11 protein-coding genes are annotated in these 11,735 nt (G+C 72.7%); all 11 read left to right on the plus strand.

Annotated features, from left to right (window positions below):
• The first annotated feature begins 78 nt into the window (after positions 1-78).
• A complete protein-coding gene (locus tag ABTX18_RS29035; RefSeq protein ID WP_352125735.1) occupies positions 79-2,577 on the plus strand; it encodes an amino acid adenylation domain-containing protein in 2,499 nt (832 codons plus the stop codon).
• Between the two features lie 60 nt (positions 2,578-2,637).
• Positions 2,638-3,642, plus strand: coding sequence for a TauD/TfdA family dioxygenase (locus tag ABTX18_RS29040; protein ID WP_352125736.1), 1,005 nt, complete (start codon positions 2,638-2,640; stop codon positions 3,640-3,642).
• Between the two features lie 40 nt (positions 3,643-3,682).
• Complete coding sequence (sbnB, locus tag ABTX18_RS29045) at positions 3,683-4,708, plus strand: 2,3-diaminopropionate biosynthesis protein SbnB (RefSeq protein ID WP_352125737.1); 1,026 nt, start codon at positions 3,683-3,685, stop codon at positions 4,706-4,708.
• Between the two features lie 41 nt (positions 4,709-4,749).
• The gene (gene sbnA, locus ABTX18_RS29050) at positions 4,750-5,739 is read left to right on the plus strand and encodes a 2,3-diaminopropionate biosynthesis protein SbnA (RefSeq protein ID WP_352125738.1); all 990 of its coding nucleotides are present in this window, start codon (positions 4,750-4,752) and stop codon (positions 5,737-5,739) included.
• 76 nt (positions 5,740-5,815) lie between these two features.
• Positions 5,816-6,037: an MbtH family protein gene (locus ABTX18_RS29055; RefSeq protein ID WP_352125739.1), complete on the plus strand. Its 222-nt coding sequence runs from the start codon at positions 5,816-5,818 to the stop codon at positions 6,035-6,037.
• Positions 6,021-6,563 carry a YbaK/EbsC family protein gene (locus ABTX18_RS29060; RefSeq protein ID WP_503061227.1) on the plus strand — a complete coding sequence of 181 codons (543 nt, stop codon included), beginning with the start codon at positions 6,021-6,023 and terminating at the stop codon, positions 6,561-6,563. The genes ABTX18_RS29055 and ABTX18_RS29060 overlap by 17 nt, the downstream gene beginning before the upstream one ends.
• 46 nt (positions 6,564-6,609) lie before the next feature.
• On the plus strand, positions 6,610-7,593 hold the full coding sequence (locus tag ABTX18_RS29065; RefSeq protein WP_352125740.1) for a TauD/TfdA family dioxygenase: 984 nt from the start codon (positions 6,610-6,612) through the stop codon (positions 7,591-7,593).
• Between the two features lie 23 nt (positions 7,594-7,616).
• Entirely contained in the window at positions 7,617-9,227 is a 1,611-nt protein-coding gene (locus ABTX18_RS29070; protein WP_352125741.1) for an anthranilate synthase component I family protein, read from the plus strand.
• Positions 9,224-9,817, plus strand: coding sequence for an anthranilate synthase component II (locus ABTX18_RS29075; protein WP_352125742.1), 594 nt, complete (start codon positions 9,224-9,226; stop codon positions 9,815-9,817). Before ABTX18_RS29070 ends, ABTX18_RS29075 begins: the two co-directional genes overlap by 4 nt.
• Before the next feature lie 33 nt (positions 9,818-9,850).
• Positions 9,851-11,185 (plus strand): class II 3-deoxy-7-phosphoheptulonate synthase, encoded by a 1,335-nt coding sequence (locus ABTX18_RS29080; RefSeq protein ID WP_352125866.1) that lies wholly within the window; start codon positions 9,851-9,853, stop codon positions 11,183-11,185.
• Positions 11,186-11,222: 37 nt separating this feature from the next.
• On the plus strand, positions 11,223-11,735 hold a 513-nt coding region (locus ABTX18_RS29085; RefSeq protein ID WP_503061228.1), incomplete at its 3' end, for an ANTAR domain-containing protein.

Below are 11,735 nucleotides of genomic sequence, written 5' to 3' on the forward strand. Positions count from 1 at the left end.
CCATAGTGTTCCGGACATCAACGTGAAGCCGGCCGCCGGCTCACGGAAGTGACGGGTACTTCGGGTGGAGGCACGCAGGTGAAGCGGTGCGCGGACGACAATGCCGGCGAGGCCGGCCGGGAGTACTGGCGCGGTGTGCTGGGCGCGGGGGGCTTCACCCCGCTGCCCCGGTGGACCGCTGACCGCTCCCGCGCGGACGAGGGCGCGGCGGTCTTCGCCGAGCACCGGACGCCGCTCGCCGGCACGCCGGTCACGGCTCCCGTGCTCCTGGCGGCGCACGCGAAGGTGGTCGCCGCCCTGACCGGCGACAGCGAGACGGTCACCGGATACCGGCAGGCCGGTCGCGACGCCCTCCCGGTCCGGATCAACACCGGGGACGGCACCTGGAGCGACCTCGTCGCCGCCGCACAGGACGCCGCCGCCGCGCTCGGCCGGTACGCGGACCAGGCCCCCGGCAAGCAGGAGGGCGGCGCACGCTTCGACTCCCTCGTCACCGCTCCCGGGGCGGGCGCACCCGCACCGGCGCCGGCCGGCACGGTGCTCGACGTCCACGTGGACGGTGCCGACCTCGTCGTCCGCCACCGCACGGACGCGCTCGACGCCGCGGCCGCCGCGAGGATCGCCGGGTACTACCTGACCGCGCTGCGCCGCACCGCCGAGGACCCCGGCGCCCCGCACGGCGAACGGTCCCTGCTCTGCGACGCCGAGATACGCCACCAGACCGAGGAACTGGCGGGCCCCGAGCGGGAGGTGCCCGACCGCAGGTTCCACGAGCTCTTCGAGGAGCGGGTGCGCAGCCACCCCGGCGCCGTCGCCGCCGTGCTGGGAGGCCGCTCGCTCACGTACGCGGAACTCAACGAGCGGGCCAACCGGATCGCCTGGGCTCTGCGGCACGGCGGACTGGGGGACGAGGGCGTCGTCGCGGTCGTCACCGAACGCGATCTGGACTGGCTCGCCGCGGTCATCGGGGTGTTCAAGGCGGGCGGCGTCTATCTGCCGGTCGAGCCGCACTTCCCGGCCGCCCGGATCGCGTCCGTGCTCACCCGCAGCGCCTGCCGCACCGTGCTCACGACCCGGGAGGCGTGCCCGGCCCTGGACCGGGCCGTCGCCGAGTCCGGGACCGACCCCGTCGTCACGTTCCTCGACGAGCTCCCGGCCGCACTGCCCGGCAGGGACCCGCGGTTCCCGGTCCCCGCCGGCGCGGCCGCGTACATCTACTTCACCTCGGGCTCCACCGGAGAGCCCAAGGGGGCGGTGTGCGAGCACGCGGGGTTCGTCAACCACCTGCTCGCCAAGATCGAGGACCTGGGCATCGCCGAGGGCACCGTCGTCGCCCAGACCGCGCCCCAGTGCTTCGACATCTCCCTGTGGCAGCTGGTCGCCGCGCTCGTGACCGGCGGCACCACCCACATCGTCGCCCAGGAAGCGGTCCTGGACGTGGAGAGGTTCGTCGGGACGCTGCGCGCCGGCCGGGTCGAGGTGGCTCAGCTCGTCCCTTCGTACCTGGAAGTGCTCCTCACCTGTCTGGGCGACGACGGCGAGGCCGCGCTGCCGGACCTGCGTGCGGTCTCCGCGACGGGCGAGGCGCTCAAGAAGGAGCTCGTCGAGCGCTGGTTCGCGTCCTTCCCCGGCGTCACCCTGTGCAATGCGTACGGACTCACCGAGACGTGCGACGACACCAACCACGAGGTCATGCACCGGGCCCCGGCCGGCCCTTCGGTACCGCTCGGCCGGCCCGTCCGCAACGTCAGGGTGTACGTCGTCGACGAACGGCTCCAGCCGGTGCCGCTCGGCTCCCCCGGCGAGATCGTGTTCTCCGGAGTGTGCGTGGGGCGCGGGTACGTGAACGACGAGGCACGCAGCAAGGCCGCCTTCCTGCCTGATCCGCACCGGCCCGGCGAACGGCTGTACCGCTCGGGCGACTTCGGCCGCTGGATGCCCGACGGGCGGCTCGAGTTCCACGGCAGGCGCGATGCCCAGCTCAAGATCCGGGGCTTCCGGATCGAGATAGGCGAGATCGAGAACCGGCTGCTGGAGGTCGCCGGGGTGCGGGACGGCGCGGTGGTCGCCGCGGGCCGCGGCGAGGCCCGCGCGCTCGTCGGGTTCTACACCGGGGAGGACGGTCCGGATCCGGGCGAGGTCCGGGCCCGGCTCGCCGACATCCTCCCCGCCTACATGGTTCCCGCCCGGCTGGAGCGCCGGCCCGCGCTGCCGCTCACCTCCAACGGCAAGACCGACCGGAAGACCCTGACCCGGGAGGCGGAGAACGCCGGGGACGATCCGGCCACGCACACCCCGGCGGGCGCCGGGATCCAGGCGCCGGTCACCCCGAGCGAGGCCGGGCTCGCCGCACTGTGGGCCGATGTGCTCAAGGTGCCGGCCGAACGCATCGGCCGCACCGACCACTTCTTCGAGATCGGCGGGACGTCGCTGACCGCCGTACGCCTCGCGATGGCCCTCGAACGACTCGTCACCGTCAAGGAAGTGGCCCGCACCCCGGTGCTCTGCGACCTGGCGGCCCTGCTCGCCGAGCGCCTCGCGGAGCGCACGGCCACCCCCGCCGCGGCCGTCGGCTGAGCCACCGCCGAAGCCGGTACGACACCCGTCGCCACCCGTAACCGAGGAGACATCGCAGAGATGACGTCCGTACTCGAAGCCACCGCGGAAGCGGACCACAGCCCCGTGCCGGCACCACCGCCCGGCGGCGTCGCCGTCCTGCGCGCCCCGGCCCCCGATGACGCGGCCTCGTGGGCCGCGCGGCACCGCACCACCGTGCTGCGCGCCCTCGCCGACCACGGCGCCGTGCTGCTGCGCGGTCTCGCCGTCGCCACCCCGGGGGCCGTCGAATCCGTCGCGCGGGCGCTCGGCGTCGACCCCGCGCAGGAGCGGGAGCGCTTCGCGGCCCGCCGCACCTACCACCCCGGTGTGCAGGGCTCCTCCGAGTGGCCCGCCGAGGAACCCATGTGCATGCACCACGAGTTGAGCTACGCCGCCGAGGTGCCGGCCCTCGCCGTCTTCGGCTGCCTCACCGCACCCCGGGAAGGCGGCGCGACCGCGGTCGCCGACGCCCAGGAGGTGCTGCGCGCCCTGCCCGCCGGACTCGTCGCCCGGTTCGCCCGCGAGGGGTGGCGACTGACCCGCACCTACCGCGAGGTGGGCGTCGCCTGGACCGAGGCGTTCGGCACCGACGACCGGGCGCGGGTGGCCGAGTACTGCGCCGCGTCCGGCATCGAACACGAATGGCTGGACGACGGCGCCCTGCGCACCCGTCAGCGCCGCTCCGCGGTGAGCGACCACCCGGTCAGCGGGAGGCCGCTCTGGTTCAACCAGATCGCCTTCCTGAACGAGCTCACGCTCGACCCGATGATCCGCGAATACCTCACCGACGTGTACGGCGCCGACTCGCTGCCGTTCACCACCACGCACGGCGACGGCACACCGATCTCCGCCGAGGTGATCTCCACGATCAACCAGGCCTACGAGGACACCACCCGGCGCGAGCCGTGGCAGGACGGCGACGTCCTGCTCGTCGACAACATCCGGATGGCGCACAGCCGCGAGGCGTACGAGGGCGAGCGCGAGATCGTCGTGATCCTCGGCAACCCGACCCGGCTCGCCGGCCACGTCATGGACCTGAACTGACCTCCGTACCACCGTCCGCACCCCTACGGGAGAGCCCCGCATGACACCGAGTCCCGCCTTCGCCGTGATACCGGGAGCCGAGGTCCAGCGCGTCCTCGACGGCCGCCACCAGGACGTCGTCGACATCGTGGAAGCCGCCTACCGCACCCACGGCGAGGGCGACACCGTCAACCCGCCCTCCTACTTCCTGCGCTTCCCGGACCGGCCCACGTCCCGGATCATCGCGCTGCCCGCCTCGATCGGCGGCAAGGCCCCCGTCGACGGCCTGAAGTGGATATCGAGCTTCCCGGAGAACGTGGCGGCGGGCCTGCCCCGCGCGTCCGCCGTGCTCATCCTCAACGACCCGGACACCGGCTATCCGCTGGCCTGCCTCGAGAGTTCCATCATCAGCGCGACCCGGACCGCGGCGTCGGCCGCGCTCGCCGCCGACGCCCTCACCCGGGGGAGGGAGCGCCCCCGCACCATCGGGTTCTTCGGCGTCGGGCTCATCGCCCGCTACCTCCACAGCTACCTGGCCGGCACCGGCTGGGAGTTCGACGAAACAGGCGTCCACGACCTCTCGCGCGAGCACGCCGAGGGCTTCGCCGGCTACCTGGAGCGGTCCGGGACGGCCGGCACCGTCACCGTGCACGACAGCCCCGAGCAGCTGATCCGCTCCTGCGACGTCGTGGTCTTCGCCACGGTAGCCGGGGAACCGCACGTCACGAAGAGCGAATGGTTCGCGCACAACCCACTCGTGCTGCACATCTCGCTCCGTGACCTGTCGGCCGACGTCGTGCTCGGCGCCACCAACATCGTGGACGACGTCGAGCACTGTCTCAAAGCACAGACTTCCCTGCACCTGGCCGAACAGCGGACCGGGAACAGGGACTTCGTGCACGGCACCCTCCACGACGTGCTCACCGGAGCGGTCGAGCCGGCCGCCGACCGGCCGGTGATCTTCTCACCGTTCGGCCTCGGCGTCCTCGACCTCGCGCTCGGCAGGCATGTCTACGACACCGTGCGCGCCGCGGGGGAACTGGCGGTCGTCGACGGCTTCTTCCATGACATGAGCCGTTACGGCTGACCTTTCCGCCTTCACGTCCAAGCCCGAACGCGGGAGGCAGCGTGCCGATCATCTCGGCTCCGCAGGAATTCAACGAGGACGACCTCTACATAGATCTGAGGACCGTTCTCGGCACTTCGCTCTTCCTGAAATGCGAAGGATTCAATTTCTCAGGTTCCATCAAACTCAAACCCGCCCTGGCCATGGTCGAGGCGGCTGAACTCAGCGGGGCTCTCACCCCCGGCTCGATCCTCGTGGAGTCCTCGTCCGGAAACCTCGGCGTGGCCCTCAGCATGATCGCGGCGAGCAAGGGCTACCGCTTCCTCTGTGTCACCGACTCCCGCTGCAACCTTTCCTCGCGGCGGCTGATGGAGGCCCTGGGCGCCGATGTCCACATCGTCACCGAACCCGATCCGGAGGAGGGATACCTCGGCGCGAGACTGGCCCAGGTGCGCGCCCTGTGCGCCGCCGACCCCCGCCACGTCTGGCTGAACCAGTACACGAACTCCGACAACTGGCGCGCGCACTACCGGTGGACCGCGCCTCCCATCGCCCGGGCCTTCCCCGGCCTGGACGTGCTCTTCGTGGGGGCCGGCACCACCGGCACCCTCATGGGATGCGCCCGCTGGTTCAAGGAGCGCCGCCCGGACGTACGCGTGGTGGCCGTGGACAGCGTGGGCTCCGTCACCTTCGGCGGTCCGCCGGAGACCCGGATGATCCCCGGCCTCGGCGCGGGGGTGCGCCCGCCGATTCTCGACGAGTCGTACATCGACGAGGTGGTGCTTGTCCCGGAGACCGACACCGTCCGGATGTGCCACCGGCTCGCCGCCCGCGGTTTCCTCTTCGGCGGATCCACCGGGACCGTCGTCGCGGGAGCGGCCTCCTGGCTGGAGGCCCACGACGCCGGACGCGCCGGGACGACCGCGGTCACGATCTCGCCCGACCTGGGCGAGCGCTATCTGGACACCGTCTACCAGACCAACTGGGTGCAGGGCATCTACGGCAGCACCGCCCTGAGCCCGCAGGACGTCACCGAGCAGGCCGTCGCCTGACCGGCCGTCCCGCGGGCCGGCCCCTTCGTATCGACAGCCGTACGGAACACCCGTACTGGCAGGAAGCGAGTGCGTCATGACCAATCCGTTCGAGGACACCGAAGGGCGCTATCTCGTCCTGATGAACGACGAGGACCAGTTCTCCTTGTGGCCCGCCTTCGCGGAGGTTCCCGCCGGCTGGCGGGTCGCCCGGGAGGAGGGCAGCCACGCGGAGAGCCTGGCTCACATCGAGGAGCACTGGACCGACATGCGTCCGCGTTCCGTGGCCGAGGCGATGTCCCGTGCCGGTCACTCCTAGCCCCGGGGCCCGGGCCCGGCTGAAGGAGCTGCTCGCCCGCGCCCCCCACCCGCACCGGTTCATCGGCCATCCGCCGCAGGGGGCGACCGACCTGGCCAGTCTGCTGCGCGGCCACCCCCTGCGGCAGGCCGCGAAGTCACTGGTGATCCGGGTCGCCCTGCCCGGCAAGAAGCGGCAGTACGTACTCGCCGTGGTGCGCGGCGACCACCGCGTCGATCTCGGCGCGGTGGCCGCGGTGATGGGCGGAGTCCGGGCAGGCTTCGCCGACCGGGCCACCGCGGAACGGCTCACGGGCTGTGTGAGCGGCTCCATCATTCCGTTCTCGTTCCACCCGGACCTGCACGTGGTCGTGGACCCCGGCCTGCTTGAGCAGGACGAGATCTACTTCAACGCCGCCCGGCTCGATCAGTCCGTCGCCCTGTCCGCGCACGCCTACCGGGCCCTCGCCGAACCCCGCGTGGCACCGATCGCGGACCGGGCGGGCAGCACGGAGCGCTGCGCCCCGCCCGTCGCGAGGGCCGCGTGAACCCGGCCGCACCACCGAGGACGTACCCCAGGAAGGCGAAGCACAGATGACAGCGACCATCCACTCCACCGGCGCCACGACCCCCGTGGCCGACATGAGCGACCGGGCCCGGGCCATCGCCGATGTGGCCCGTACGATTCCACCGCTCGCCGGCGACCGCGTCGACGACCGCGCCTGGGTCGCTGCCGCCCGGCACGCCTGGTCCGACCTCCCCGCCGAACTCCGCCGCACACTGCGGGAGTTCCGCCGCGACTCGGGGCCCACCGGGACGCTGCTGCTGCGCGGCCTTCCGGTGGAGGGCGCGGACCTGCCGCCCACCCCGGCGGCCGCCGGCTCCGTGCAGCGCACCGCGGCCCTGCCCGCCGCACTGCTGCTGATGATCGCCGGCGGGCTCGGCGACCCGGCGGCGTTCCGGCCCGAGAAGGGCGGGGCGCTCGTCCAGGACGTCGTCCCGGTGCCCGGACAGGAGGACTTCCAGGGCAACGCAGGCTCGGTGCTGCTCACCTTTCACACCGAGAACGCCTTCCACCCCCACCGCCCCGACTTCGTCATGCTCCTGTGCCTGCGCGCCGACCACGAGCGCGTCGCCGGACTCCGCACCGGCTGCACCCGGCAGGTGCTGCCGCTGCTCTCGGCGGACGGCCGCGAGGCGCTGTTCAGCAAGGAGTTCCGCACCGCCGCCCCGCCGTCCTTCGGTGCCGCCTCCGGGACCACCGAGGCGCACGCCGTGCTGTCCGGGGCGCCCGAGGACCCCGACGTGCGCGTCGACTTCGCGGCCACGGAACCGCTCACCCCGCGTGCCGGACGGGCCCTGGCCGAACTCCAGGAGCTGTTCGACCTGACGGCACGGACCGCCCTGCTCGAACCCGGCGACCTGGCCGTCGTCGACAACCGGGTCACCGTCCACGGCCGGACCGCCTTCCGCCCCCGCTACGACGGCAACGACCGCTGGCTGCAGCGAAGTTTCATCCTCAGCGACCTGCGCCGCTCCCGGGGGCTGCGGGACGCGGACGGATACGTACTCGGCTGATAAGACCAGAAAGCGAGAAGTCCTTGACCACGCTGCTAGAGACCCCGGCCGCGCCGTCCGCCCCGGAGTACCGCTCCCCGCCCGCGGGCGCGCCCGCCGTCCATGTCCACATCGAGGAGACGCTCCTCCCGGAACACCGCCCGCTCGACCTCTGCACGGCCCTGCGCGAGATCCACGGCGACGACGTCTTCCTGCTGGAGTCACCGCAGGGCCCGCAGCAGGACCGCACATCGGCGGTGATCGGCTACGACCGGCTCGCCGAGATCCGCGTCCACCCCGGGCACATCACGATCACCGGGACCGAGGCCGTCGCCGACGCGCTGCTCACGGTCGCCGACGGGCTCGGTCTGAGCCCGTCGGCGACCGGCTCCCTGCCCATCGACCGGCCCGGCCAGGCACTGGAACTGCTCCGCGCCGTGCAGAACCTGTTCGCACTGCACACCGCACAGTCCCCGGACACCTACGTGTTCGGGTTCCTCGCCACCCTCGGCTACGGGACCGCCTGGCACCTGGAGGACCTCCCCCCGCGCAAGGGCGCCGCCGGCCCCGACTGTGTGCTCACCCTCTACCGCAACACCGTCCGGTACGACACGAGTACCGGCGAGGCCCTCCACTTCCGGGCCCTGGCCGAGGAGTTCCCGCAGCCCGCGCCGTTCGACATCGTGGCGGCGGCCCGTACCGCGGCGGACGCCGTCGAGGAACCCGTACCGGCGGCCCCGGCACCGCTGTCCGTGCGCGACAGCACCGACCGGGAGACCTTCCTCGCCCGCGCCGGCCGCTGCCTGGAACACATCGGCGTCGGCGACATCTACCAGATCCAGATCGGGCACCGGATCGACGTCACCACCCCGCTGACGCCGCTCGACGCCTACCGGCGGCTGCGTGACCGCAACCCGTCGCCGTACATGTACCTGGTGCCGCACGCCGGCACCACACTCATCGGCGCCAGCCCCGAGCTGCTCTTCAGGACCGAGGGCGATCGCATCGTGATGCGGCCCATCGCCGGTACGGCCCCGCGCAGCGGCGACACCGGTACCGATGCGCGGCGCGTCACCGAACTGCTCGCGAGCGAGAAGGAACGGGCCGAGCACGTGATGCTCGTCGACCTGTGCCGCAACGACGTCGGGCGGGTCTGTGTGCCGCGGACGCTGACCGCGGGACGCCTGATGGAGGTGGAGGAGTTCTCCCACGTGTACCACCTGGTCTCCACCGTCGAAGGACGGCTCGCGCCGGACGCCGACGTGTGGTCGGCGCTGCGCGCCACGTTCCCCGCGGGGACGGTGACGGGCGCACCCAAGATCCGCGCCATGGAGATCATCGAGGGCCTGGAGACCGAGCCGCGCGGCATGTACGCGGGAGCCGTCGGCCTCGTCGATGTGCGCGGCCGGGGGCAGTTCGCGCTCTGCATCCGCACCATCGTGCGCGACGGACCGGTCTACTCCACCCAGAGCTGCGCCGGCATCGTCGCCGACTCCTCGCCCGTGGCCGAGTGGCGCGAGACCCTGCACAAGATGGGGGCCGCGTACTGGGCGCTCACCGGAGAGGAACTGACAGCGGTCGCGGAAGCGGGAGACCTGCCGGTCACCGTGCGCCGCGGCCCGGACGGCGCGCCCCTGGAAGGTGAGTCCCGGTGAGGATCCTCCTGGTGGACGCCCACGACAGCTTCACCCACATCATCGACCAGTATCTGCGCGGCCTCGGTGCCCGCACGGACGTCGTCCGGGCACGCTCCGAATCGCCCGCGCGGCTCACCGCCCGCCGGCCCGACGCCGTCGTGCTCGGCCCCGGGCCCGGTCACCCCGCGGACTCCGGCCACACCGAGCTGGTGCACGCCTTCGCCGGACACGTGCCGCTCCTCGGCATCTGCCTGGGGCACCAGGCGATCGGTCTGGCGTACGGCGCCCGGGTGGACGTCGCGGGCCGGCTCAAACACGGCAAGACGAGCCCGGTCCGGCACGACGGAACAGGACTGTTCGCCGGGCTCGGCGCCCCGATGACCGCCACCCGCTACCACTCGCTCGTTGTCGAGGACCCGCTGCCCCCGGAGCTCCGGGCCACAGCCCGCGCCGAGGACGACGGAGCCCTGATGGGCCTGCGCCATCGCGAACTGCCCATCGAGGGAGTGCAGTTCCATCCCGAGAGCATCACCACCGTCGGTGGCATGCGGCTGATGGCGAACTTCCTCGAAATGGCCCGCCGGTCCGTGCCGGCGCCGGTCTCCTGATCCCTTCCGACTTCCGTCCGCCCCACCGAGGAGATACCCGTGGTGTATCAGGACCTGTGGCGGGACCTGCCCGCAGCCCAGCAACCCGACTGGCCCGATCCGGCCGCCCTCGACGCGGTCCGCGCCGAACTCGGCGCGGCGGTGCCGCTCGTCGTCGCCGACGAATGCGAACTCCTCAAACGGCGGCTCGCCGCCGTGGCCCGGGGAGAGGCGTTCCCGCTCCAGGGCGGGGACTGCGCCGAGACCTTCGCCGAGGCCACGGCCGATGCCGTGCGGGGGAAGGTGCGCACCCTGCTCCAGATGTCGCTCGTCCTCACCTACGCGGCCTCCGTCCCCGTCGTCAAGGTCGGCAGAATGGCGGGCCAGTACGCCAAGCCCCGCTCCCGCCCCACCGAGACCCGCGGCGGCGTCACCCTCCCCGCCTACCGCGGTGACGCCGTCAACGGCTTCGGATTCACGGAGGAACAGCGCACTCCCGACCCCCGGCGACTCCAGCACATGCACCGCTCCGCCGCCGCGACCCTCAACCTGGTCCGCGCCTTCACCACCGGCGGCTACGCGGACCTGCGCCAGGCCCACGCCTGGAACCAGGACTTCGTCGCCGGCTCCCCGGCGGGTGTGCGCTACGGCGAACTCGCCGACCAGATCGACCGGGCGCTCACCTTCATGAAGGTCTGCGGGGCCGACGAGGCCATCGCGCGTGCCGTGGAGTTCTACGTCAGCCACGAGGGACTCCTCCTCGACTACGAGGACGCCCTCACACGGACCGATCCGGAGACCGGCCGCACCTACGCCACCAGCGGCCACCTCCTGTGGATCGGCGAGCGCACCAGGGACATCGACGGCGCACACGTCGAGTACTTCTCCAGGATCGACAACCCCATCGCCGTGAAGCTCGGACCGACGGCCACGGCGGACCAGGCGCTCGCCCTGATCGACAGGCTCGATCCGGAACGCGAACCTGGCCGCCTCACCTTCGTCGTCCGCATGGGCGCCAGGGGCGTACGCGAACGCCTGCCCGCCCTCGTGGAGAAGGTCACCGCCGAGGGGGCGCCCGTCGCATGGGTCTGCGACCCCATGCACGGCAACACGTTCGAGGCGCCGACGGGGCACAAGACCCGGCACTTCGACGACGTCGTCGAGGAGATCACCGGCTTCTTCGACGTCCACCGCGGGCTTGGTACCCATCCCGGCGGGGTGCACCTGGAGTTCACCGGCGAGGACGTCACCGAGTGCGTCGGTGGAGGCGACGAGCTGCACTTCGAGAATCTCGCCGAACGCTACGAATCGACCTGCGACCCGCGGCTGAACCGCAGCCAATCCCTCGACCTGGCCTTTCTCATCGCCGAGAGCTACCGGTCGCGATGACCGGATACAGCGGCGCCCGGCGAAGGAAGTGAACCCCATGCGTCTCGTCCTGGCCGAAAGCTCCCCGGTCCTGCGGGCCGGCCTGGCCCATGTGCTCGGGGGCCTCGGCCACCAGGTGTCCGCCGCCCGCGACACGGGAGCGCTGGCGGCCCTCGCCGACGCCCACCGCCCCGACGTGCTGCTCGTCGCCACGGCCGCCCGGCCGGCACGGGACGGCGACGCGGTACGGGACGCCCTGGCCGTCCGCCGCGGCCGCCCGGGCACCGGCGTGCTGCTCTACTCCCGGACGCCCGAGCCGGGTACGACGGCTGCCCTCCTGCAAGCCGGCGGCCCGGGCCTCGGCCACCAGCTGGAGGCGGACGTCACGGACGTGGACCGGCTCGTCACCGCCCTGACCCGCATCGGTGCGGGCGGCACAGCCTTCGACCCGGGCGCCGCGGGGGGCGCGGCGGGCGGGGGCGGCCGCCGGGGGGGCGGGGGGTGCCGGCCCCCGCGCGCGGGCGTGACCCCCCCCCCCCCCCCCACACAGAGCCCCCCCCCCCCCCCCGAG

It is taken from the genome of Streptomyces sp. NPDC096323, from assembly GCF_040302845.1.
In the GTDB taxonomy this organism is placed as follows: domain Bacteria; phylum Actinomycetota; class Actinomycetes; order Streptomycetales; family Streptomycetaceae; genus Streptomyces.